Annotated in this window: 18 protein-coding genes; 14 read left to right on the plus strand and 4 right to left on the minus strand. The window is 70.3% G+C overall.

The features are described 5' to 3' along the window. The first annotated feature begins 64 nt into the window (after window positions 1-64). Entirely contained in the window at window positions 65-610 is a 546-nt protein-coding gene (locus AC1HIL_RS04750; RefSeq protein WP_057592407.1) for a hypothetical protein, read from the plus strand. Window positions 611-697: 87 nt separating this feature from the next. Here the strand turns inward: AC1HIL_RS04750 and AC1HIL_RS04755 are convergent, their stop codons facing one another. From AC1HIL_RS04755 to AC1HIL_RS04765, 3 genes are all read right to left on the minus strand, one after another. Continuing rightward, window positions 698-2,545: a phosphoenolpyruvate carboxykinase (GTP) gene (locus AC1HIL_RS04755; protein WP_057592396.1), complete on the minus strand. Its 1,848-nt coding sequence runs from the start codon at window positions 2,543-2,545 to the stop codon at window positions 698-700. 150 nt (window positions 2,546-2,695) lie between these two features. Continuing rightward, entirely contained in the window at window positions 2,696-2,848 is a 153-nt protein-coding gene (locus AC1HIL_RS04760; protein WP_172705419.1) for a hypothetical protein, read from the minus strand. 118 nt (window positions 2,849-2,966) lie between these two features. Beyond that, window positions 2,967-4,166, minus strand: a complete 1,200-nt coding sequence (locus AC1HIL_RS04765; RefSeq protein ID WP_172705420.1) for a threonine ammonia-lyase — start codon at window positions 4,164-4,166, stop codon at window positions 2,967-2,969. Window positions 4,167-4,282: 116 nt separating this feature from the next. Between AC1HIL_RS04765 and AC1HIL_RS04770 the strand changes: the two genes are divergently transcribed. The 3 genes from AC1HIL_RS04770 to AC1HIL_RS04780 all read left to right on the plus strand — a co-directional run bounded on the left by AC1HIL_RS04770 (window position 4,283) and on the right by AC1HIL_RS04780 (window position 9,752). Beyond that, window positions 4,283-6,607: an ATP-binding protein gene (locus AC1HIL_RS04770; protein WP_057592398.1), complete on the plus strand. Its 2,325-nt coding sequence runs from the start codon at window positions 4,283-4,285 to the stop codon at window positions 6,605-6,607. A gap of 130 nt (window positions 6,608-6,737) precedes the next feature. Next, window positions 6,738-8,315 carry a S41 family peptidase gene (locus AC1HIL_RS04775; protein WP_479671263.1) on the plus strand — a complete coding sequence of 526 codons (1,578 nt, stop codon included), beginning with the start codon at window positions 6,738-6,740 and terminating at the stop codon, window positions 8,313-8,315. Window positions 8,316-8,561: 246 nt separating this feature from the next. After that, window positions 8,562-9,752: a nucleoside hydrolase gene (locus AC1HIL_RS04780; protein WP_479671264.1), complete on the plus strand. Its 1,191-nt coding sequence runs from the start codon at window positions 8,562-8,564 to the stop codon at window positions 9,750-9,752. Window positions 9,753-9,779: 27 nt separating this feature from the next. Here AC1HIL_RS04780 and recQ read toward each other — a convergent pair whose 3' ends face one another. Next, window positions 9,780-11,654, minus strand: coding sequence for a DNA helicase RecQ (recQ, locus tag AC1HIL_RS04785; protein WP_057593444.1), 1,875 nt, complete (start codon window positions 11,652-11,654; stop codon window positions 9,780-9,782). 373 nt (window positions 11,655-12,027) lie between these two features. On the opposite strand from recQ, the gene AC1HIL_RS04790 reads away from it, so the two are divergent. From AC1HIL_RS04790 to hutG, 10 genes are all read left to right on the plus strand, one after another. Then, complete coding sequence (locus tag AC1HIL_RS04790) at window positions 12,028-12,990, plus strand: ABC transporter substrate-binding protein (protein ID WP_057593443.1); 963 nt, start codon at window positions 12,028-12,030, stop codon at window positions 12,988-12,990. Window positions 12,991-13,033: 43 nt separating this feature from the next. Beyond that, the gene (locus tag AC1HIL_RS04795) at window positions 13,034-13,909 is read left to right on the plus strand and encodes an ABC transporter permease (protein ID WP_479671265.1); all 876 of its coding nucleotides are present in this window, start codon (window positions 13,034-13,036) and stop codon (window positions 13,907-13,909) included. 5 nt (window positions 13,910-13,914) lie between these two features. Beyond that, window positions 13,915-14,703, plus strand: a complete 789-nt coding sequence (locus tag AC1HIL_RS04800; RefSeq protein ID WP_057593448.1) for an ABC transporter ATP-binding protein — start codon at window positions 13,915-13,917, stop codon at window positions 14,701-14,703. Window positions 14,704-14,708: 5 nt separating this feature from the next. Next, the gene (gene hutC, locus AC1HIL_RS04805; protein WP_057593442.1) at window positions 14,709-15,488 is read left to right on the plus strand and encodes a histidine utilization repressor; all 780 of its coding nucleotides are present in this window, start codon (window positions 14,709-14,711) and stop codon (window positions 15,486-15,488) included. 64 nt (window positions 15,489-15,552) lie between these two features. After that, window positions 15,553-17,118, plus strand: a complete 1,566-nt coding sequence (gene hutH, locus AC1HIL_RS04810) for a histidine ammonia-lyase (RefSeq protein ID WP_479671266.1) — start codon at window positions 15,553-15,555, stop codon at window positions 17,116-17,118. Between the two features lie 52 nt (window positions 17,119-17,170). Next, window positions 17,171-18,904 (plus strand): urocanate hydratase, encoded by a 1,734-nt coding sequence (gene hutU, locus AC1HIL_RS04815; protein ID WP_413761854.1) that lies wholly within the window; start codon window positions 17,171-17,173, stop codon window positions 18,902-18,904. 2 nt (window positions 18,905-18,906) lie between these two features. Continuing rightward, window positions 18,907-19,488: a HutD/Ves family protein gene (locus tag AC1HIL_RS04820; protein WP_479671267.1), complete on the plus strand. Its 582-nt coding sequence runs from the start codon at window positions 18,907-18,909 to the stop codon at window positions 19,486-19,488. Between the two features lie 25 nt (window positions 19,489-19,513). Next, window positions 19,514-20,749 carry an imidazolonepropionase gene (hutI, locus tag AC1HIL_RS04825; RefSeq protein WP_479671268.1) on the plus strand — a complete coding sequence of 412 codons (1,236 nt, stop codon included), beginning with the start codon at window positions 19,514-19,516 and terminating at the stop codon, window positions 20,747-20,749. Next, entirely contained in the window at window positions 20,746-22,128 is a 1,383-nt protein-coding gene (locus AC1HIL_RS04830; protein ID WP_479671269.1) for a formimidoylglutamate deiminase, read from the plus strand. Before hutI ends, AC1HIL_RS04830 begins: the two co-directional genes overlap by 4 nt. A 13-nt stretch (window positions 22,129-22,141) precedes the next feature. Continuing rightward, complete coding sequence (gene hutG / locus AC1HIL_RS04835; RefSeq protein ID WP_479671270.1) at window positions 22,142-22,957, plus strand: N-formylglutamate deformylase; 816 nt, start codon at window positions 22,142-22,144, stop codon at window positions 22,955-22,957. The last annotated feature ends 6 nt before the right edge of the window (window positions 22,958-22,963 follow it).

Genomic DNA, 22,963 nt, shown 5'->3' on the forward strand with positions numbered 1-22,963 from the left:
AAAGTTACTAGGGCAAACCCTAATATCAAGCCATCGGAAATAGAAACACGCCTTGGAGGGCACCATGACCAGCTTCGTACACGTCGACCAACCCACCGTCCACCCCGGCGTCCAGCGCGCCGAAGTCCTGTTCGGACACCTGAAGGCCGCGCGCGGCGGCAGCAGCGCCCGTCCGCTGATCCTGCTCCTGATCGTCGCCATCGTCTCGGCCGTGCTCGTGGTGGCCGACACCATCGTCACCCACTGGGACGAAGGCGCGCTGCTCGCGGCCTGGGCCCTGGTCTGCGCCGGCGCCTTCGCGGTGATCGCCCTGTTCGCCGGCTCGCTGGCCAACGGTGCCAACAAGCTGGGCGCCGCCTGGCTGGCCGCCTCGCAGCGCCGTGCCGCGGCCCGCGCCGACGCCCGCTTCCTCGAAACCGCGCACAGCGACCCGCGCGTGATGGCCGAACTGCAGGCCGCCGTCTGGCGCCAGCAGTCGGAAGGCACGGCGAGCGTGGCCGACGCAGCCCGCATCGACGCACTGGCCGGCGCCGCCGCCCGTACGCAAGCGGCCCGCATGCCCACGCTGTACGAAGCGATGCGCCGCATGAACAGCTCGCGCTACTACTGAGCCCATCGCGCGATCGCGCCCACGAAAAAGCCGCCCGAGGGCGGCTTTTTCGCGTCTGGAGCGCACCCCTCGCGGGGCGCGTTCACGTCAGGCAGCGAGGCGCTGTTCGATCGCCGCCTTGGTCGCGGGCAGTTCCTTCGGCAGGTGATGGGCCAGTTGCTCGAACAGCTCGTCGTGCAGCTTGAGCTCGGCCTGCCAGGCGGCCTTGTCGATGCTGGTGACGGTGGCGAACTGCTCGGCGCTGAAGTCCAGGCCGGTCCAGTTGAGGTCCTCGTAGCGCGGGCTCACGCCGGTGATGTGGTCGACGCCGTCGGCCTTGCCTTCGATGCGGTCGATCATCCACTTGAGCACGCGCATGTTCTCGCCGTAGCCGGGCCAGACGAACTTGCCGTCGGCGCCCTTGCGGAACCAGTTGGTGGTGTAGATGCGCGGCAGCGTGGCGCCCGAGGCCTGCAGCTTCTTGCCCAGGTCGAGCCAGTGCTGGAAGTAGTCGCTCATGTTGTAGCCCATGAACGGCAGCATCGCGAACGGATCGCGGCGCACCACGCCCTGCTGGCCGGCGGCCGCGGCGGTGGTTTCCGAGCCCATGGTCGCGGCCATGTAGACGCCCTCGACCCAGTTGCGGGCCTCGGTCACCAGCGGCACGGTGGTCGAGCGGCGGCCGCCGAAGATGAAGGCGTCGATCTTCACGCCCTTGGGATCGTCCCAGGCGTCGTCGAGCGCGGGGTTGTTGGTGGCGGCCACGGTGAAGCGCGCGTTCGGATGGGCGGCCTTGGCGCCGGTTTCCTTGGCGATCTGCGGCGTCCAGTCCTTGCCCTGCCAGTCGATGCAGTGCGCGGGCGCGTCGCCCATGCCTTCCCACCAGACGTCGCCGTCGTCGGTCAGCGCCACGTTCGTGAAGATCACGTCGCGGTCGAGGCTGGCCATGCAGTTCGGGTTGGTCAGGTCGTTGGTGCCCGGGGCCACGCCGAAGTAGCCGGCCTCGGGGTTGATGGCGCGCAGCGTGCCGTCGGCCTGGGGCTTGATCCAGGCGATGTCGTCGCCGATGGTCGTGACCTTCCAGCCGTCGAAGCCGGCCGGCGGGATCAGCATCGCGAAGTTGGTCTTGCCGCAGGCGCTCGGGAAGGCGGCGGCCACGTGGTGCTTCTTGCCCGCGGGGCTGGTCACGCCCAGGATCAGCATGTGCTCGGCGAGCCAGCCTTCGTCGCGGCCCATGTTCGAGGCGATGCGCAGCGCGAAGCACTTCTTGCCCAAGAGCGCGTTGCCGCCGTAGCCCGAGCCGAAGCTCCAGATCTCGCGCGTCTCGGGGTAGTGGACGATGTACTTGGTCTTGTTGCAGGGCCAGGCGACGTCCTTCTGGCCGGCCTCGAGCGGTGCGCCCACGGTGTGCACGCAGGGCACGAACTCGCCGTCGGCGCCCAGCACCTCGTACACGGCCTTGCCCATGCGGGTCATGATCTTCATGTTGACCGCGACGTAGGGGCTGTCGGACAACTCGATGCCGATGTGCGCGATCGGCGAGCCCAGCGGGCCCATGCTGAAGGGCACGACGTACATCGTGCGGCCCTTCATGCAGCCGTCAAAAAGAGGCTGCAGAGTGGCACGCATCTCGGCCGGGGCCATCCAGTTGTTGGTGGGGCCGGCGTCTTCCTTGTTGGCGGAGCAGATGTAGGTGCGGTCCTCGACGCGCGCCACGTCGCTCGGGTCGGAGGAGGCGAGGAACGAGTTCGGGCGCTTGGCGGGATTGAGCTTCTGGAAGGTGCCGGCGTCCACCAGTTGCTGGCAGAGGCGGTCGTACTCTTCGTTGCTGCCGTCGCACCAGTAGATGGATTCGGGTTTGCACAGCGCGGCCATGTCGGCCACCCAGGCAATCAGCTTGGCGTTCTTGACGTAGGCGGGCGCCTGAATGCCAAGGCCCTTCGTGGGTGCGTTCATCGGAAATCTCCTAAGTTGAAAAATCGTCTTTCCGAACGGTGCGCCACGCCGCGGCGGCGTGGAGGTCCGTTTGAGAAAACGTTTCGGCTCGGGAGAGGAGGATGCGTCAGCGCGGGCCGCACGACCCGCGGACGAGAGCGCAAATGCCTGTCAGGCGAGGAAGACGGCGATCGATGCGAGCAGCAGCATCAGCACGCCGCCGGCGATCGGCAGCACGATCGGCATCAGGTGAACGATCGACTCGACCGTGTCTTGCTCGACGGCAGCGCCGTGCGCGGGCTCGACAGGAGTGGGGTGGGACATCGGGAATACCTCTGATACTTTGAATGACACGAACTGGTGGCATTTTACCGGTGGGGTGCATGCCCGCGGTCTAGGGGGTTGCGAGACCCCTGGAACCAGACGTAACCGGGGTCGGTCCTCAGTGCTGCTCCTGCGCCTCGAAGCCCGCGGCGGCCAGCGCTTCGAGCACGCTGGCCAGGTGTTCGCGGCCACGGGTCTGCAGCACCAGCTCGATGTCGACGTTCTGCGCCGCCAGCATGGTGAAGGCGCGCTGGTGGTGGACCTCGTCGACGTTAGCGCCCGCTTCGGCCACGGTGGCCGTGATCTGGGCCAGCGAGCCCGGCACATCGCGCGCGCTGACGCGCACCCGCGCGAGCCGGCCGGCGCGCACCATGCCGCGCTCGATGATGGCCGCGAGCAGCAGCGGATCGATGTTGCCGCCCGACAGCACCAGGCCCACGCGCTTGCCCTTGAAGCGTTCGGGGTGGCGGATCAGCGCGGCCAGCCCGGCGGCGCCCGCGCCTTCGACCAGCGTCTTCTCGATTTCCAGCAGCATCAGCACGCCCTGCTCGATGTCGCCTTCGTCCACCAGCACCAGGTCGTCGACATGGCGCGCGATGATCTCGCGCGTCAGCACGCCCGGCGTGCCGACCGCGATGCCCTCGGCGATGGTGCTCTTGCCCTGCGGATGCTGCGTGCCCTGGACCGCGTTGACCATGGCCGGGAAGCGCGTGGTCTGCACGCCCACGATCTCGATGCCGGGCTTGAGCGCGCGCGCGGCCACCGCCATGCCCGCGATCAGTCCGCCGCCGCCGACCGACACCACCAGCGTGTCGAGCGCGGGCTCGGCCGCGAGCATCTCGAGCGCCACCGTGCCCTGGCCCGCGATGATGGCCTCGTCGTCGTAGGGATGCACGAAGGCCAGGCCCTCGCGCTGCGCGAGTTCGACCGCATGGGCGCGCGCCGCGTCGAGCGTGTCGCCGTACAGCACCACCTCGGCGCCGAAGCCGCGCGTGCGCTCGATCTTCACGCCGGGCGTGAAGCGCGGCATCACGATCAGCGCGCGCAGGCCGAGCCGCTGCGCGTGATAGGCCACACCCTGCGCATGGTTGCCGGCCGACATCGCGATCACGCCGCGGGTGCCGCTCTCCGACAGGTCGACCAGCTTGTTGCAGGCGCCGCGTTCCTTGAACGAGGAGGTGAACTGCAGGTTCTCGAACTTGAGGAACACCTGCGCGCCCACGATCTCCGAGAGCGTGCGCGATTCCACGCAGGGCGTGTCGAGCACCTGTCCCGAAAGGCGTGCCGCGGCACGGCGTATTTCTTCGATTTCGACCATGGCGCGCATTGTGGACGGAATCGGACACCAGGGTTTTTACCCTTTCGGCGTCTTCCCGAAGCCAAAAGTCTGCGTTATGGTCTGGCCGGTAATTCCCCTCTCTGGAGGTTCGTCCGATGGTCAAGCGTGCGGGTGTCGATGTGGTGGCTGCTGCGGTTCGCGGGCAGGCATTGCCGTCGCCCGGTCTCAAGGAAGCACCGGTGCTCGAGCTCATGTGCTCGCACTTCGTGCTCACGCTCGCCGCCAAGCAGGGGCCGCGCTTCAACGTGCGGCGCGACATCAACGGCCTGCTCTCGCTGACCGGCCGCCACCTGGTGTGGCCGGCCGCGGTGCTGCAGCGGCTGCGCGAATTCCTCGGCCGCCGCTGCGCGGGCAACGAGGCCTGGAAGGGCGTCGAGAGCCTCGACGGCCGCACGCTGCTCGAGCGCCACGGCGTCTGGCGCGGCCCGTACGAGGAAGGCACGCTGTTCTTCTACCTCGACGAGTACGCGAAGGACCAGCCCAAGGATCTGCTCTCGGTGCTGGCCGTCACGCGCGACTGGCTCACGCATGCGCTGCGCAAGCAGTCCACGCTGGTCGAGAAGAACATCGACGCGCTCGCGGGCCTGCTGCAGCTCAACAAGGCCGAGCGCGCGCTGCTGCTGTACGGCACGCTCGCGCGCTACCAGCGCGACCTGCGCTCGCTGCTGGTCGAATTCAAGGTCAACAACGCGCCCGAGGCCTATGCCGCGATCGCCGACATCGCGGGCGTGAACGCGAGCGAGGTCGGCGAGGCGCTGCGTGCCGGCTCGCGGCTCGAGCGCATCGGGCTGGTCGAGAACCTGATCTCCGAGCACAACATCACCGACCTCGCCGACCTGATGAAGGTCAGCGAGAAGCTGCCGCCGGTGCTGATGCGCGAGTACCGCGACCACAACGAGCTGATGGCCGTGTTCACGCGGCCCTCGGCCAAGAGCGCGCTGCTGCCCAACGACTTCTCCTTCGTCGACGAGGAGGTGCGCGTGCTCGTCACGCTGCTGCGCGCGGCGGTCGCGCGCAAGGAGCTCGGCGTGAACGTGCTGCTCTACGGCCCGCCCGGCACCGGCAAGACCGAACTCGCCAAGGTGGTGGCGCAGGCCGCGGGGCTCGAGCTGTTCGAGGTCGAGTACGCCGACCGCGACGGCAACTCGCTGTCGGGCCGCGACCGCTACCGCTCGCTGCAGATCGCGCAGGTCTTCCTCAAGGGCAGCGCCCAGGCCGCGCTGCTGTTCGACGAGGTCGAGGACGTGTTCCCGCCGATCAGCACCGAGGCCGCGCAGTACATGGCGCGCGCCGAGCAGATTCCCGCGCCGGCCAACGGCAGCGTCAGCGGCAAGGCCTGGGTCAACCAGATCCTCGAGGCCAACCCGGTGCCCACGCTGTGGGTCACCAACCGCATCGAGCAGATCGATCCCGCGTTCCGCCGCCGCTTCGCCTACCACCTCGAGCTCAAGTCGCCGCCGCCGGGCGCGCGCGAGCAACTGGTGAAGAAGACGCTCGAGGGCGTGACGGTGTCCGAGGCCTTCACGGCCAAGCTGGCCGGGCGCAAGGGCCTGACGCCGGCGCAGATCCGCACCGCGGTGCGCTTCGCGGGCCTGGCCCGGACCGATGGCGCCTCGGTCGAGGCGCTGATCGAACGCCAGCTGCGCAATGCCGACCTCGCGCTGGGCACCACCGACACCGGCCGCGGCGAGCGCCGCACCGTGACCACCTACGACCTCGACATGCTCAACGTCGAGACCCGCTTCGAGATCCCGCGCGTGGTCGAGGCGCTGAAGGCGCGCGGCCACGGCACGCTGTGCTTCTACGGCGCACCCGGTACCGGCAAGACCGCGCTCGCCGAGCACATCGCCAAGGCCATCGGCCGGCCGCTGATCGTGCGCCAGGCCAGTGACCTCATGAGCAAGTACGTCGGCGAGACCGAGCAGAACATGGCCGCCATGTTCCGCGAGGCCGAGAGCGAGAAGGCCGTGCTGCTGCTCGACGAGGCCGACAGCTTCCTGCAGGACCGCCGCGGTGCCCAGCGCACCTACGAGGTCACCGAGGTCAACGAGATGCTGCAGGGCATGGAGCGCTTCAACGGCATCTTCGTGTGCACCACCAACCTGCTCGACCGGCTCGACCAGGCGGCGCTGCGGCGCTTCACCTTCAAGATCAAGTTCATGCCGCTGACCGCGGCGCAGCGCGAGCGCATGTTCGTGACCGAGGCGCTCGCGGGCGACGCCTCGCTGCTCGCGGGCGAGATCCGCGCGCGGCTGGCGCAGCTCGCGCAGCTGTGCCCCGGCGATTTCGCGGCGGTGAAACGACAGACCGATATCCTGGCGACCGAGTTCTCGGCCGCCGAGTTCCTCGACCAGCTCGAGGCCGAGCACCGCATCAAGCCCGAAGTGCGCGAATCGCGCGGCATGGGCTTCGTGCAGTAGCGGTCGCGCGCCGCCGGGGCGCAGCAAGAAGAAAGAAAGGCGGACGGGAGCCGCCATCACGCCGGGAGACACGCGCTTCCGGATTCAGACGTCCGTCCGCGTCCGCGGGCTCGAATGGGGGAGAGCTTCGATGAGGTTTCGCAACGCAGGCCGCGCGCGGCCACATGCCCGGGTCCCGGGCCCCTGGGCCCTGGCCGGTGCCTTGGCCCTCGCGGGGCTGCTCGCCGGTTGCGGCGGCGGGGGCGGGGGCGGAGGCGGCGGCTTTCCGATCGTTCCGGGCACCGGCAACCCCGGCACCGGCACGGGCGACGACGACACCATCGTGGCCTCGTCCAGCGTGGCCGGCCAGTGCGCCGCGCCGCGCGGCGGCATCAATCCGGCCACCGGCCTCGGCTACCCCGACCGCGCCGGCTCGCTCGCGATCGAGAAGCGCTGGGTGCGCGCCTGGATCGACGAAACCTATCTCTGGTACAGCGAGGTGCCGACCACGCTGAAGGCGGCCGACTACGCAACGCCGGTGGCCTACTTCAACGTGCTGAAGACGCCGGCCACCACGGCCTCGGGCCGTGCCAAGGACCGCTTCCACTACGTCTACGACACCGAGGTCTACCGCCAGCTGTCGGAGGCCGGCGTCTCGGCCGGCTACGGCATCGAGTTCGCGTTCGTGCGCAACTCGCGCCCGCGCGACCTGCGCGTGGCCTTCACCGAGCCGAACTCGCCGGCCGCCAACGCGGGCATCGCGCGCGGCGCCAAGATCCTCGAGATCGACGGCATCAGCGTGGTCAACAGCACCAACACCACCGCCATCAACAGCGCGCTGTCGCCCGACGCTATCGGCGAGTCGCACAGCTTCAAGCTCGAGGAGGCCGGCGGCGCCACGCGCACCGTCACGCTGGCCTCCGCGCGGATCACGCGCACGCCGGTGCAGAACGTGAAAACCGTCGACACGCCGAGTGGCCGCGTCGGCTACCTGCTGTTCAACGATCACATCACGACCTCCGAGGCGCAGCTGATCTCGGCCATGAACAAGTTCCAGGCCGACGGCGTGCAGGACCTCGTGCTCGACATGCGCTACAACGGCGGCGGCCAGCTCAACATCGCGAGCCGGCTGGCCTACATGGTGGCCTCGCCGACCGCGACCGCAGGCAAGACCTTCGAGCGCCTGGCCTTCAACAACAAGAACCCCTTCGGCCTGCAGCCGCCGCTGTTCTTCCTCGGCACCTCGCGCAACGGCCAGGCCCTGCCGCAGCTCGGCCTGTCGCAGGTCACGGTGCTCACCAGCCCCGACACCTGCTCGGCCAGCGAGTCGGTCATCAACGGGCTGCGCGGCGTGGACGTCAAGGTCAACCTCGTGGGCGGCGCCACCTGCGGCAAGCCCTACGGCTTCTATCCGCAGGACAACTGCGGCACCACCTACTTCGCGATCCAGTTCCAGGGCGTGAACAACAAGGGCTTCGGCGACTACGGCGACGGCTTCGCGCCCAACTGCACGGTGGCCGACGACTTCTCGCATGCGCTGGGCGATCCGAACGAGGGCCGGTTCTCGGCCGCGCTCGCGCTGCGCAGCACCGGCAGCTGCCCGGTGCCGGTCGCGGCCGCGGCGCGCACGGCGCCCGAGCTCGAGAAGACGGACGCGGCGCAGGACGCGGGTCCGATGCTGCTGCTGCGCTCGCCGCTGCGCGAGAACCGGCTGATCGAGACCGACTGACCCGCCAGCCCCCGGCGCCTTGGCCGCCGAACCTGGAAACGGGCCCATCGGGCCCGTTTTCGCTGGCCCGCGCGCGAAGTCCGCGCACCCTCCTCCTCGCGGAAAACCCCTAGGCCCCGGGCCTTGCCAGTGCCGTGCCGTCGCGCCCAGAATTTGGCAAACGTTTGCGCAAACGTTTTCGTTCGAACGCCGGTTCGATGGCTTCCCCCAGAAGACAACCACTATTCCAAGGAGAGAGAAATGCAGATGCCCAGAAGACGATGGATCGTGTCGACCCTGTCGGCCGCGGTGCTCACCGCCTGCGGCGGCGGTGGCAGCAACGGCTTCGCGTTCGTGCCGACCGGCAGCGCGCCGCCGCCCCCACCCCCGCCGCCACCGCCGCCACCCCCTCCGCCGGCGCGCAAGATCATCATCGACAGCGACTACAACACGATGAGCGACGACGGCCAGCTCGGCGCCATGGCCGCGCAGCTGCAGGCCGAGGGCAAGGTCGACGTGCTGGGCATCAGCGTGGTGTCGGGCAACAAGTGGCTGCGCCAGGGCGTGGCCGAGGCGCTGAAGTCGGTCGAGCGGCTCGGCGTGGGCGATCGCATCGGCGTCTACGTGGGCGAGAACTACGCGCTGAACCACACCAAGGCGGACATCGACGCCGAAATGAAGGCCGGCGCCGGCGGCGACGGCTACCTGGGCGCCTGGAGCTCGCCCGAGCCCAAGAGCGACGCCGACCTGGTGCCGATCCCCGACGGCTTCGCCACCCGCACCAAGGCGCAGGCCAAGGGCGCGGTCGACTTCCTGATCGATGCCATCAAGGCGAACCCGAAGCAGGTCAGCATCCTCGCGATCGGCCCGCTCACCAACATCGCGCTGGCCGCCAAGCGCGCGCCCGAGATCGTGCCTCTGATCAAGGAGATCATCTACATGGGCGGCGCGGTCCACGTGGCCGGCAACACGACGAAGACGGCCGAGTTCAACTGGTGGTTCGATCCCGACGCGGCGCAGTACGTGGTGCGGCTGCCGATCCCGCAGGTGGTGCTGCCGCTGGACGTGACCGACACCGTGCTGATGACCAAGGCCATCTACGACAAGATCGCGCACCCGGCCACGCCGACGCCGGTCACCGAGGTCTTCCGCAAGGAGTGGTTCGCGGACTCGTTCGAGACCAAGCCCGGCTACACCTCGAACATCTGGGACACGCTGACCATCGCCTACCTGCTCGACCCGAGCTACGCGACCGAGGTCAGCGAGGAGTACGTCGACGTGATCGCCAAGCCCGGCGATCCCGAGAACGGCCGCTCGGTCGGCTATGCCACGCCGCCCGCGGGCGTGCCGCTGCAGAAGATGAAGGTGGTGAAGAAGTTCGACAACGCGCGCTTCTACGACCTCTACGTCGACCTGCTCACGCGGCCGGTGCCGGTGAAGCTGCCGGTCACGAACTGAGGCCGTGGCGCGCGGTGGGTGGGCCGGCTAGAAGGCCGAGCACACCCGCAGCACCTCGCTGCCGTAGGCCTCGAGCTTCTTCGTGCCGATGCCGCTGATGCCCTTCAGGTCCTCGAGCGTGGCCGGTGCCCGCTCGGCGATCGCGGCCAGCGTGGCGTCGTGGAAGATCACGTAGGCCGGCAGGTTGTGCTCGCGCGCCACCTCGGCGCGCCAGGCCTTGAGCGCGTCGAAGCGCGACTGGCCCTGCGCGTCGAGCGCGGCCGCGGCCGGCGAGGGCGCGCCGCGCGCGGTCTTCTCGCGCCGCGACTTGCCGCCGCGCGCCGTCGGCGAGGAGATCGACTCGCGCAGCGACACCGTGGTCTCGCCGCGCAGCACCGCGCGCGAGCCCTCGGTGAGCTTGAGCGTGTTGTAGGCCTCGGCGTCGACCGCCACCGCGCCGATCGCGATCAGCTGGCGCAGCACGCCGCGCAGCTGCACCTCGCTGAATTCCGCGCCGAGCCCGAAGGTGCTGATGCGCTCGTGGCCGAACTGCTTGACCTTCTCGGTCTCCTTGCCGCGCAGGATGTCCATCACGTGGCCGGCGCCGAAGCTGATGCCGCTTTGCTGCTGCACGCGGTAGACCGTGGACAGCAGCTTGCGCGCCGCGTCGGTGCCGTCCCAGACCTGCGGCGGCGCGATGCAGTTGTCGCAGTTGCCGCAGGGCGTGCTCTGTTCGCCGAAGTAGCCCAGCAGGCGCACGCGCCGGCAGTCGCTGGCCTCGGCCAGCGAGAGCAGCGCGTCGAGCTTGCCGCGCATCACCTGCTTGAATTCCTCGCCGGCCGGGCTCTCGTCGATCATGCGGCGCTGGTTCACCACGTCCTGCAGGCCGTAGGCCATCCAGGCCTGGGCCGGCTCGCCGTCGCGGCCCGCGCGGCCGGTCTCCTGGTAGTAGCCCTCGATGTTCTTGGGCATGTCGAGGTGGGCCACGAAGCGCACGTCGGGCTTGTCGATGCCCATGCCGAAGGCGATGGTGGCGCACATCACGATGCCTTCCTCGCGCAGGAAGCGGTCCTGGTGCGCCTGGCGCACCGAGGCGTCGAGCCCCGCGTGGTAGGGCAGGGCGTTGATGCCCGCGTCGCGCAGCGCCACCGCCACGTCCTCCACGCGCTTGCGCGACTGGCAATAGACCACGCCGGCATCGCCCTCGTGCTCGCGCTCGATGAAGCGCAGCAGCTGCGTGGTGGCTTCCTTCTTCTCGACGATGGTGTAGCGGATGTTCGGCCGGTCGAAGCTCGAGACGAACTGCTGCGCCTGCTCGAGCTGCAGCCGCTCGACGATGTCGGCGCGCGTGAGCGCGTCGGCGGTGGCGGTCAGCGCGATGCGCGGCACGCCCGGGTAGCGCTCGTGCAGCACCGTGAGCGCGCGGTACTCGGGACGGAAGTCGTGGCCCCACTGGCTCACGCAATGCGCCTCGTCGATCGCGAACATCGACAGCTTGCCGCGCGCGGCCAGCGCGTCCATCAGCTCGAGGAAGCGTGGCGTGGTCACGCGCTCGGGGGCGGCGTACAGCAGCGTGACCTCGGCGCGCGCCATGCGGCGCTCGACGTCCTGCGTCTGCTGCCAGTCGAGCGTGGAATTGAGGAAGGCGGCGTCCACGCCGGCCTCGTGCAGCGCGCCGACCTGGTCGTGCATCAGCGCGATCAGCGGCGACACCACCACCGCGATGCCGTGCCCGGCGCGCTGGCGCGCGATCGCGGGGATCTGGTAGCACAGCGACTTGCCGCCGCCGGTGGGCATCAGCACCAGGGCGTCGCCGCCGCCGGTCACGTGGTCGACGATCGGGGCCTGCGGACCGCGGAAGGCGGCGTAGCCGAAGACCTCGTGCAGGATCTGCGCGGGGTCGGCGGAAGGTGAATTGGACAAGGCGGCGGGCTGGGTGGCGACGAAAGGGGTCGATTGTCGCCGCAGCGCAGCAGGCGCGCCGCTGCGGTCGCCCGGCCGGGTACGACCGCCCGTCGGTCCGGGCGGCCGGCGCGGCTGGCACGCCGTTTGCAAGCGGTCGGCATTCGCTTGAGATGCCTGTATAGACAGCATGCTGGTGCATGCATCGGGCGGTTCGCACCAATACAAGGTGCGCCCCGTGCCGGCTTGCACCGTTTCCGCCGCGGCTTTTTCGGGTTATCCTGTATATACAGGGGTGTTCAGGCGAATGACACTGCGGCCGCGTACCACGGAAAGCTCCGACGGGCGCTGCCAGCCGATTCAATTGACGCTTCACACGAACAGGAGGGCCTCGATGGCCAAGACAGTCGCAAAGATCGCCACGCTGCTGGCAGCCGGTGCATGCATCGCGGGCGCGGCCGGGGGCGCCGCCGCCCAGACCAAGATCACGCTCGGCATGTCGGGCTGGACCGGCTTCGCGCCGCTGTCGCTGGCCGACAAGGCCGGCATCTTCAAGAAGAACGGGCTCGACGTGGAACTCAAGATGATCCCGCAGAAGGACCGCCACCTGGCGCTGGCCTCGGGCGCGATCCAGTGCGCCGCCACCACGGTCGAGACGCACGTGGCCTGGAACGCCAACGGCGTGCCGATCGTGCAGATCTTCCAGATGGACAAGTCCTACGGCGCCGACGGCATCGCGGTGCGCAACGACGTCAAGGGCTTCTCCGACCTCAAGGGCAAGACCGTCGGCGTGAGCGCGCCCGGCACCGCGCCGTACTTCGGCCTGGCCTGGATGCTGTCGAAGAACGGCATGAGCATCAAGGACGTGAAGACGGTCTCGCTCGAGCCCCAGCCGGCCGCCCAGGCCTTCGTCGCGGGCCAGAACGACGCCGCCATGACCTACGAGCCCTACCTGTCGACCGTGCGCGCCAACCCGCAGGCCGGCAAGATCCTCGCGACCACGCTCGACTACCCGATGGTGATGGACACCGTGGGCTGCGCGCCGACCTGGCTCAAGGCCAACGCCAAGGCCGCGCAGGCGCTGACCGACTCGTACTTCGAGGCGCTCGAGATGATCAAGTCCGACCCGGCCAAGTCCAACGAGCTGATGGGCAGCGCGGTCAAGCAGAGCGGCGAGCAGTTCGCCAAGTCCTCGGCCTACCTGCGCTGGCAGGACAAGGCCGCGAACCAGAAGTTCTTCAGCGGCGAGCTGACCCAGTTCATGAAGGACTCGGTGCCGATCCTGCTGGAGGCCGGCGTGATCCGCAAGGCGCCCGAGGACCTGGCCGCGACCTTCGACGCGAGCTTCATCAAGTAAGCCGCCCCGAGCCGCAACGACGAAGCGCCACGCATCGCCCGCCATGGAAGCGACGACCGCCATCCCCTCCGCGCCAGCCGCTCCCGCGGCGGCCTCCGTTCCCCCCGCCGCCGTGCGCGTGGCCGCCGCGCGGCGCCGCCGCGCGATGGCGCCGCTCGAACCCGTGAGCCCGCGTGCGCGCTGGATGCTCGGCGTCGGCTTCTTCGTGCTGTTCTTCGCCGTCTGGGCCTTCTTCACGCTCGGCGGCTTCGTCTCGCCGACCTTCCTGGCCAGCCCGGTCACGATGGTGCGCGAAGGCTGGCTGCTGTTCACCGAGTACAACTTCATCCAGGACATCGGCATGACGGTGTGGCGCGTGGTCGGCGGCTTCGTGCTGGCCTCGGTCATCGCCGTGCCGCTGGGCATCGCGATGGGCGCCTACAAGCCGATCGAGGCCTTCCTCGAGCCCTTCGTCTCGTTCTGCCGCTACCTGCCGGCCTCGGCCTTCATTCCGCTCCTGATCCTCTGGGCCGGCATCGGCGAGAGCCAGAAGCTGCTGGTGATCTTCATCGGCTCGGTGTTCCAGGTGATCCTGATGGTGGCCGTGACCGTGGGCAGCGCGCGCAAGGACCTGGTGGAGGCCGCCTACACGCTGGGCGCCAGCAGCCGGGGCATCGTGCGCCGCGTGCTGATCCCGGGCGCCGCGCCCGGCATCGCCGAGACCCTGCGCCTGGTGCTGGGCTGGGCCTGGACCTACGTCATCGTGGCCGAGCTCATCGGTTCCTCCTCGGGCATCGGCCACATGATCACCGACAGCCAGGCGCTCCTGAACACCGGCCAGATCATCTTCGGGATCATCGTCATCGGCGTGATCGGCCTCGTGTCCGACTTCGCCTTCAAGGCGGTCAACCGCCGCCTCTTCGTCTGGAGCACGCTGTGAGCACCATCGTCAAGCCGGCCCAGTTGTCGATCCACGGCGTCTCGCGCACCTTCACCGGCACGCGCGGCCAGCGCACGCAGGCGCTGCTGCCGGTCGACTTCGAGGTGCGCGAGAACGACTTCGTCACCATCCTCGGCCCCTCGGGCTGCGGCAAGTCCACCCTGCTGCGCATCGTCGCGGGGCTCGACTTCCCGACCACCGGCGAGGTGCTGCTCGACGGCCAGCCGATCGAGGGCCCGGGCGCCGACCGCGGCGTGGTGTTCCAGAGCTACACCCTGTTCCCCTGGCTCACGATCGCGCAGAACATCCGCTTCGGCCTGCGCGAGCGCGGCATGAGCGAAGCCGAGCAGAAGGAGCGCAGCGAGTTCTTCATCGCCAAGGTCGGCCTGCGCGGCTTCGAGCACCACTATCCCAAGCAGCTCTCGGGCGGCATGCAGCAGCGCACCGCGATCGCGCGCGCGCTGGCCAACGACCCCAAGATGCTGCTGCTCGACGAGCCCTTCGGCGCGCTCGACAACCAGACCCGCGTGCTGATGCAGGAACTGCTGCTGGGCATCTGGGAGTCGGCGCAGAAGACGGTGCTGTTCGTCACGCACGACATCGACGAGGCCATCTTCATGGCCAACCGCGTGGCCGTGTTCAGCGCCCGGCCCGGCCGCATCAAGACCGAGATCGCGGTCGACTTCCCGCATCCGCGCCACTACACGATCAAGACCTCGCCCGAGTTCATGGAGATCAAGGCCCGGCTGACCGAGGAGATCCGCGCCGAATCGATGGCGTCGGCGGAGCATTGAGAGCGATGAAGCGCGACCTGCCGTCCTCCGCACCCAGCCCCGCCGGCGCGAGCGCGGCCGCGCCATCGCTCGCGCTCTACGCGCAGGTCAAGGACCACATCTCGCGCAAGATCCAGGACGGCACCTGGCCGCCCGGCCACCGGCTGCCGTCCGAGCACGAGCTGGTGGCGCAGTTCGCCATCTCGCGCATGACCGCCAACCGCGCGCTGCGCGAGCTCTCGGAGCAGGGCCGCATCGTGCGCGTGGCCGGCGTGGGCAGCTTCGTGGCCGAGAACAAGCCGCAGTCCACGCTGCTGCAGATCGCCAACATCGCGAGCGAGATCCGCCAGCGCGGCCACGACTACCACTGCGAGTTCATCGCGCTCGAGCGCATCGCCGCCTCGCCCGACATCGCCGTGTGGCTCGACCTGCGGCCCGGCGAGTCGGTGTTCCACACCGTCTGCCTGCACCTGGAGAACGGTACGCCGGTGCAGATCGAGGACCGCTACGTCAATCCGCGCGCCGTGCCCGAGTTCCTCGACCAGGACTTCTCGGTCGTCTCGCCCGGCGAGTACCTGGTGCGCAACGTGCCCTTCGACCAGATCGAGCACGTGGTCGACGCGGTGCTGCCCACCGCCGAGCAGGCCGAGCGCCTCGACATGCCGCCGGCCGAGCCCTGTCTGCTGCTGACCCGACGCACCTGGACCCGCGACCTGCCCGTGACGCTGGTGCGCTGCCTGCACCCGGCCTCGCGCTACCGGCTTGGCAGCCGCTTCCGCGTCGACGGCAACCAGGCCTTCGGCTGAACCCACGCACGCCATCCCGGCCTTCGATTTTTTTCGCACCTACTTGTATATACAGGATCGCACCATGAAGCTTGCTCCCAACGCCGCCACCGAATCGCTCGTGCTCTCGCCCGGCGAGGTCGACCTGCCCGCGCTGCGCCGCATCCATGCGGGCGGCGCGCGGCTCGAGCTCGCCGGCGCCGCGCGCGCCGGCCTGCTGGCCGCCCAGGCCACCGTGCGCCGCATCGTCGAGGCCGGCGAGGTGGTCTACGGCATCAACACCGGCTTCGGCAAGCTCGCGCAGACCATCATCCCGCCCGAGCGCCTGGCCGAGCTGCAGCGCAACCTCGTGCTCTCGCACAGCGTGGGCACCGGCGCGCCGCTGCCCGACGGCGTGGTGCGGCTGGTGCTCGCCACCAAGGCCGTGAGCCTGGCGCGCGGCCATTCGGGCGTGCGGCCCGAGATCGTCGACGCGCTGCTCGCGCTGTTCAACGCGGGCCTGCTGCCGCGCATCCCGAGCAAGGGCTCGGTCGGCGCCTCGGGCGACCTCGCGCCGCTGGCCCACATGGCCTGCGTGCTGATCGGCGAGGGCGAGGTCGGCACGCCCGAGGGCGAGACCATCGGCGGCACCGAGGCCATGCGCCGCATCGGCCTCGCGCCCTTCGTGCTCGGTCCCAAGGAAGGCCTGGCGCTGCTCAACGGCACGCAGGTGTCGACCGCACTCGCGCTGGCGGGCCTGTTCGGCGCCGAGGACGTGTTCGCCGCCGGCCTGATGGCGGGCGCGCTCTCGCTCGAGGCGATCCAGGGCTCGATCAAGCCCTTCGACGAGCGCATCCACGCCGCGCGCGGCCAGCCGGGCCAGATCGCGGTGGCGGGCGCGGTGCGCGCGCTGCTCGAGGGCAGCGCCATCGTGCCCTCGCACGCCGACTGCGGCCGCGTGCAGGACCCGTACTCGATCCGCTGCGTGCCCCAGGTCATGGGCGCCTGCCTCGACAACCTCGCGCATGCGGCGCGGGTGCTGCGCATCGAGGCCAACGCGGCCTCGGACAACCCGCTGGTCTTCAGCGACACCGGCGACGTGATCTCGGGCGGCAACTTCCACGCCGAGCCCGTGGCCTTCGCGGCCGACATCATCGCGCTGGCGGTGAGCGAGATCGGCGCCATCTCCGAGCGCCGGCTCGCGCTGCTGCTCGACTCGGGCCTCTCGGGCCTGCCGCCCTTCCTGGTGCGCGACGGCGGCGTCAACTCCGGTTTCATGATCGCCCAGGTCACGGCCGCGGCGCTCGCTTCCGAGAACAAGTCGCTGGCCCATCCGGCCAGCGTCGACAGCCTGCCGACCTCGGCCAACCAGGAAGACCACGTGTCGATGGCCACCTTCGCGGGCCGCCGCCTGGCCGACATGGTCGACAACACCGCGGTGGTGGTCGGCATCGAGGCCATGGGCGCCTGCCAGGGCATCGAGCTCAAGCGCAACGCCGACAGCCCGCGCAGTTCCGCGCTGGTCGAGGCCGAGTTCGCCGCCATCCGCGAGCGCGTGGCCTTCATCGAGCAGGACCGCTTCATGGCGCCCGACGTGGAAGCCATGCGCCTGTGGGCCCGCCGCGGCGACTGGGCCGCGCCGCTGGCCGCCGTGCTGCCGAGCCGCGCCTGAACCTTCCCCGATTCCTCGTCCGACCTTCCTTGCCATCGAAAGGACTCCCGCCATGAACGCACCCGACAAATTCATCGCCGCCAACGCTGCCACCGGCGCCGATCCGCGCCACGACCCCACGCGCGTGATCCGCGCTCCGCGCGGCAGCCAGCTGAACTGCAAGAGCTGGCTCACCGAGGCCCCGTTCCGCATGCTGCAGAACAACCTCGACCCCGAAGTGGCCGAGCGGCCGCAGGACCTCGTGGTCTACGGCGGCATCGGCCGCGCCGCGCGCAACTGGGAATGCTTCGACCAGATCCTCGCCTCGCTGAAGGAGCTCGAGGACGACGAGACCCTGCTGATCCAGTCGGGCAAGCCGGTGGGCGTGTTCAAGACGCACGAGAACGCGCCGCGCGTGCTGCTCGCCAACTCGAACCTGGTGCCGCAGTGGGCCAACTGGGAGCACTTCAACGAGCTCGACCGCAAGGGCCTCTTCATGTATGGCCAGATGACGGCCGGCAGCTGGATCTACATCGGCAGCCAGGGCATCGTGCAGGGCACCTTCGAGACCTTCGTCGAGGCCGGCCGCCAGCATTACAACAACAGCCTGGCGGGCAAGTGGATCCTCACGGCCGGCCTCGGCGGCATGGGCGGCGCGCAGCCGCTCGCGGCCACGCTCGCGGGCGCGGTCTCGCTCAACATCGAGTGCCAGCAGTCGAGCATCGACTTCCGCCTGCGCACCCGCTACGTCGACAAGCAGGCGCGCGACATCGACCATGCGTTCGAACTGATCAAGCAGCACTGCGACGCCAAGGAAGCGGTGTCGATCGCGCTGCTGGGCAACGCGGCCGAGATCCTCCCGGAACTGGTGAAGCGCGCGAAGGCCGGCGGCCTCAAGCCCGACCTCGTGACCGACCAGACCTCGGCGCACGACCTGATCAACGGCTACCTGCCCGCGGGCTGGAGCGTGGCGCAATGGCAGGCCGCGATGAAGGACGAGTCGCAGCATGCCGCGCTCAAGAAGGCGGCCGCGCAGTCGTGCGCGGTGCACGTGCAGGCCATGCTCGACTTCCAGGCCATGGGCATCCCGACCGTCGACTACGGCAACAACATCCGCCAGGTGGCCTTCGACGAGGGCGTGAAGAACGCCTTCGACTTCCCGGGCTTCGTGCCGGCCTACATCCGGCCGCTGTTCTGCGAGGGCAAGGGCCCGTTCCGCTGGGTCGCGCTCTCGGGCGATCCGGAGGACATCTACAAGACCGACGCCAAGATCAAGGAACTGTTCCCCGAGAACACCCACACTCACCGCTGGCTCGACATGGCGCGCGAGCGCATCAGCTTCCAGGGCCTGCCCGCGCGCATCTGCTGGCTGGGCCTCGGCGAGCGCCACAGGGCCGGCCTGGCCTTCAACGAGATGGTGAAGTCGGGCGAGCTCAAGGGCCCGATCGTGATCGGCCGCGACCACCTCGACACCGGCTCGGTCGCCAGCCCCAACCGCGAGACCGAGGCGATGAAGGACGGCACCGATGCCGTGAGCGACTGGCCGCTGCTCAACGCGCTGCTCAACACCGCGGGCGGCGCCACCTGGGTCAGCCTGCACCACGGCGGCGGCGTGGGCATGGGCTACTCGCAGCATTCGGGCGTGGTGATCGTCTGCGACGGCACCGATGCCGCCGCCAGGCGCATCGAACGCGTGCTGTTCAATGACCCCGCCACCGGCGTGATGCGCCATGCCGACGCGGGCTACGACATCGCCGTGGCCACCGCGAAGAAGCAGGGCCTGAAGCTGCCGATGATCAAGGGCTGAGCATGGCCGGCGGCACGCAGCGCTTCTCGCGCGCCACCTTGCCCGTGATGCCGTGGAAGAACGGCGGCGGCACCACGCAGGAGATCGCCTGCTGGCCGGCCGGCGCCGGGCTCGAGGACTTCGGCTGGCGCGTGAGCATCGCCAGCATCGCGCAGGCCGGGCCGTTCTCGCGCTTCGCGGGCATCGACCGCAGCATCATGCTGCTCGAGGGCGACGGCGTGCGGCTGCGCTCGGCCGACGGCGCCATCGACCATCCGCTCGACGCGCCGCACCGGCCCTTCGCCTTCAGCGGCGACACCGCGCTCGACTGCACGCTGCTGGGCGGCGCCTCGAGCGATTTCAACGTGATGACCCGCCGCGGCGCCTGGCGCGCCGAGGTGCGCGTGCTCGACGGCGCCACGGCGCTCGAAGCCGCGCCGCATGGCGTGCTGCTCGCGCTGCGCGGCGGCTGGCGGCTCGATGCCGGCGGCGCGGCGTGCCGCGAGGGCGAGGGCCTGTGCTGGTCCGATGCCCCGCGCGGCTGGCAGCTCGAGCCCGAGGACGCGACGGCACGCCTCGTGGCCGTGCGCATCGTTCCCGCCTGAGGCCGCAACCCGAGACCACAGACCCATGACCCTCTCCCATCCTTCCGCCGACGGCCTCTGGACCGGCCTGCGCCTCGCGCCGGGCGCCGCACCCGGCATCGAATCGGACGATGCCGCCCTCGTCGTCGCGCAGGGCACGATCCGCTGGGTCGGCGCGCGCGCCGCGCTGCCGGCCGAGTACGCCGCATTGCCCGTGCACGACGGCGGCGGCGCGCTGGCCACGCCGGGCCTGGTCGACTGCCACACCCACCTGGTCTACGGCGGCCAGCGCGCCAACGAGTTCGCGATGCGGCTCGCGGGCGCGAGCTACGAGGAGGTGGCGAAGGCCGGCGGCGGCATCGTCTCCTCGGTGCGCGCCACGCGCGAGGCCGACGAGGACGCGCTGTTCGCCCAGGCCGCGCCGCGGCTCGAGGCATTGCTGGCCGACGGCGTCTGCGCGATCGAGATCAAGTCGGGCTACGGCCTCGCGCTCGCGCACGAGCGCAAGCAGCTGCGCGTGGCGCGGCGGCTCGGCGAGCACTACGGCGTGACGGTGCGCACCACCTTCCTCGGCGCCCATGCGCTGCCGCCCGAGTACGCGGGCCGCAGCGGCGAGTACATCGAGCTGGTCTGCCGCGAGATGCTGCCGGCGCTCGCGGCCGAGGGGCTGGTCGACGCGGTCGACGTGTTCTGCGAGCGCATCGCCTTCTCGCTCGACGAAACCGAGCGCGTGTTCCAGGCCGCCCGGGCGCTGGGCCTGCCGGTCAAGCTGCATGCCGAGCAGCTCTCGGACATGGGCGGCGCCGCGCTGGCCGCGCGCTACGGCGCGCTGTCCTGCGACCACATCGAGCACCTGTCGGCCGAGGGCATCGAGGCGATGCGCGCGGCCGGCACCGTGGCCGTGCTGCTGCCCGGCGCCTACTACACGCTGCGCGACACCCACCTGCCGCCGATCGAGGCGCTGCGCGCCGCGGGCGTGCCGATGGCGGTCGCTACCGACCACAACCCCGGCACCTCGCCCGCGCTGAGCCTGCTGCTGATGGTCAACATGGCCTGCACCCTGTTCCGCCTCACCGTGCCCGAGGCGCTGGCCGGCGTCACCCAGCATGCGGCGCGCGCGCTCGGCCTCGAAGCCTCGCACGGCGCGATCGCCGCGGGCCGGCCCGCGAACTTCGTGCTCTGGTCGGTGCGCGACGCGGCCGAGCTCGCCTACTGGTTCGGCCAGCGGCCCGTGCGCACCGTGGTGCGGCAGGGCCGCATCGCGGTGGGAGCCTCGGCATGACGCGCGCGCTGTTCGCGGCCGACGCGCTGCTGCCCACCGGCTGGGCGAAGAACGTGCTGCTGGCATGGAACGAGGCCGGCCAGCTCGTCGAGGCGAGGGCCGATGCCGACAAGCCGGCCGATGCCGACACGGCCAGCGGCCCCGTGATCCCCGGCATGCCCAACCTTCACTCGCACGCCTTCCAGCGCGCCTTCGCGGGCCTGACCGAACACCGCGCCGAGCAGCAGGACAGCTTCTGGAGCTGGCGCACGCTGATGTACCGCTTCGCCGCGCGCCTCGGCCCGCGGCAGATGGAAGACATCGCGACCTGGCTCTATGCCGAGATGCTCGAGGCCGGCTACACCAGCGTCTGCGAGTTCCAGTACGTGCACCACGACGCCGACGGCAAACCCTATGCCGACGACGCCACGCTGAGCCGCGCGCTGCTGCGCGCCGCGCACAGGACCGGCATCGGCTTCACCCTGCTGCCGGTGCTCTACCAGACCAGCGGCTTCGGCGGCCTGCCGCCCAACGAGGGGCAGCGGCGCTTCATCCGTTCCACCGACTCGATGCTGCGGCTGCTCGAGGCGCTGAAGCCCGCCTGCGACGCGCAGGGCGCGCGGCTCGGCCTGGCGCCGCACTCGCTGCGCGCGGTGCCGCCCGAAGCGCTGCGCGAGGCGCTCGCGGGGCTCGATGCGATCGAGGCCGGTGCGCCGGTCCACATCCACATCGCCGAGCAGACCAAGGAGGTCGACGACTGCATCGCCTGGAGCGGCCAGCGCCCGGTGGCATGGCTGCTCGACCATGCGCCGGTCGACGCGCGCTGGTGCCTGGTGCATGCCACGCACATGGACGCCGACGAGTACCGGCGCGGTGCCCGCAGCGGCGCGGTCGCCGGCCTCTGCCCGACCACCGAGGCCAACCTCGGCGACGGCCTGTTCGACTTCGCGGCCTGGCGCCAGCACGGCGGCGCCTGGGGCCTGGGCTCCGACAGCCACGCCTGCGTCGATGCGGCCGAGGAGCTGCTGATGCTCGAGTACGGCCAGCGCCTGCGCACGCGCCAGCGCAACGTGGGCGCGACCGCGGCGCAGCCGCAGGTGGCGACCGCGTTGACCCTGCAGGCGGTGCAGGGCGGCGCGCAGGCCGCGGGCCGCGCCATCGGCGGCCTCGCGGCGGGCCAGCAGGCCGACTTCGTGGTGCTCGATGCGCAACGGCTCGCGCTGCAGGGGCTGTCGGCGCCCGACATGCTGTCGGCGCACGTCTTCGCGAGCCACCGCACCCGCGCCATCGACGCCGTGTGGGTGGCGGGCCGCCCGCGCGTCGCCGCCGGGCGCCATGCGCTGCATGCCGAGGCCGCGTCCGCCTTCGTGGCCGCGCGCACCCAACTGCTTCAAGACTGAGGAACCCCATGCCATGAGCTTCACCACCACCGAACCGGCCTTCCGCTTTCGCCAGGGCACGCGCCCGCTGCTGATCTCGATGCCGCACGTGGGCACCCACGTGCCGGGCGCGCTGCTCGCGCGCTTCACCGAGGAGGCGCGCCATGTACCCGACACCGACTGGCACCTCGAGCAGCTCTACGACTTCGCCGACGCGCTCGGCGCCTCGGTGCTGGTGGCCACGCACTCGCGCTACGTGATCGACCTCAACCGTCCGCCCGACGGCGCCAGCCTCTACCCGGGCCAGAGCGTCACCGGCCTGTGCCCGGTCGACACCTTCGACGACACGCCGCTGTACGCCGCGGGCGATGTGCCCGGCGAGGCCGAGATCGCCGCGCGCCGCGAGGCGATCTGGCAGCCCTATCACGCGCAGCTCGCGGCCGAATTGGCGCGACTCAAGGCCGCGCACGGCACCATCGCGCTGTGGGACGCGCACTCGATCCGCTCGGTGCTGCCGCGCTTCTTCGAGGGCAAGCTGCCCGACCTCAACCTCGGCACCGCCGACGGCAAGAGCTGCGACCCGGCGCTCGCCGCCACCTTGCTGGGCATCGCGACGTCGAATCCCGGCTACACCGGCGTGCTCAACGGCCGCTTCAAGGGCGGCCACATCACGCGCCAGTACGGCAATCCCGCGGGTGGCGTGCACGCGGTGCAGCTCGAGATGACGCAATCGAGCTACATGCAGGAGGCACTGCCCTTCGCCTACCTGCCCCAGGTGGCGGCCGGCGTGCAGCCGCAGGTGCGCCGCATGCTCGAGGCGGTGCTCGACTTCGTCGAAGGCCGCGGGTGAGCCGGC

The organism is Variovorax sp. ISS6 (genome assembly GCF_056523145.1).

Bases quoted from the DNA above. Each gene is read 5' to 3' on its own strand.
- AC1HIL_RS04750 (WP_057592407.1), top strand. From the start codon at position 65: ATGACCAGCTTCGTACACGTCGACCAACCCACCGTCCACCCCGGCGTC.
- AC1HIL_RS04755 (WP_057592396.1), bottom strand. From the start codon at position 2,545: ATGAACGCACCCACGAAGGGCCTTGGCATTCAGGCGCCCGCCTACGTC.
- AC1HIL_RS04760 (WP_172705419.1), bottom strand. From the start codon at position 2,848: ATGTCCCACCCCACTCCTGTCGAGCCCGCGCACGGCGCTGCCGTCGAG.
- AC1HIL_RS04765 (WP_172705420.1), bottom strand. From the start codon at position 4,166: ATGGTCGAAATCGAAGAAATACGCCGTGCCGCGGCACGCCTTTCGGGA.
- AC1HIL_RS04770 (WP_057592398.1), top strand. From the start codon at position 4,283: ATGGTCAAGCGTGCGGGTGTCGATGTGGTGGCTGCTGCGGTTCGCGGG.
- AC1HIL_RS04775 (WP_479671263.1), top strand. From the start codon at position 6,738: ATGAGGTTTCGCAACGCAGGCCGCGCGCGGCCACATGCCCGGGTCCCG.
- AC1HIL_RS04780 (WP_479671264.1), top strand. From the start codon at position 8,562: ATGCCCAGAAGACGATGGATCGTGTCGACCCTGTCGGCCGCGGTGCTC.
- AC1HIL_RS04790 (WP_057593443.1), top strand. From the start codon at position 12,028: ATGGCCAAGACAGTCGCAAAGATCGCCACGCTGCTGGCAGCCGGTGCA.
- AC1HIL_RS04795 (WP_479671265.1), top strand. From the start codon at position 13,034: ATGGAAGCGACGACCGCCATCCCCTCCGCGCCAGCCGCTCCCGCGGCG.
- hutC (WP_057593442.1), top strand. From the start codon at position 14,709: ATGAAGCGCGACCTGCCGTCCTCCGCACCCAGCCCCGCCGGCGCGAGC.
- hutH (WP_479671266.1), top strand. From the start codon at position 15,553: ATGAAGCTTGCTCCCAACGCCGCCACCGAATCGCTCGTGCTCTCGCCC.
- hutU (WP_413761854.1), top strand. From the start codon at position 17,171: ATGAACGCACCCGACAAATTCATCGCCGCCAACGCTGCCACCGGCGCC.
- AC1HIL_RS04820 (WP_479671267.1), top strand. From the start codon at position 18,907: ATGGCCGGCGGCACGCAGCGCTTCTCGCGCGCCACCTTGCCCGTGATG.
- hutI (WP_479671268.1), top strand. From the start codon at position 19,514: ATGACCCTCTCCCATCCTTCCGCCGACGGCCTCTGGACCGGCCTGCGC.
- AC1HIL_RS04830 (WP_479671269.1), top strand. From the start codon at position 20,746: ATGACGCGCGCGCTGTTCGCGGCCGACGCGCTGCTGCCCACCGGCTGG.
- hutG (WP_479671270.1), top strand. From the start codon at position 22,142: ATGAGCTTCACCACCACCGAACCGGCCTTCCGCTTTCGCCAGGGCACG.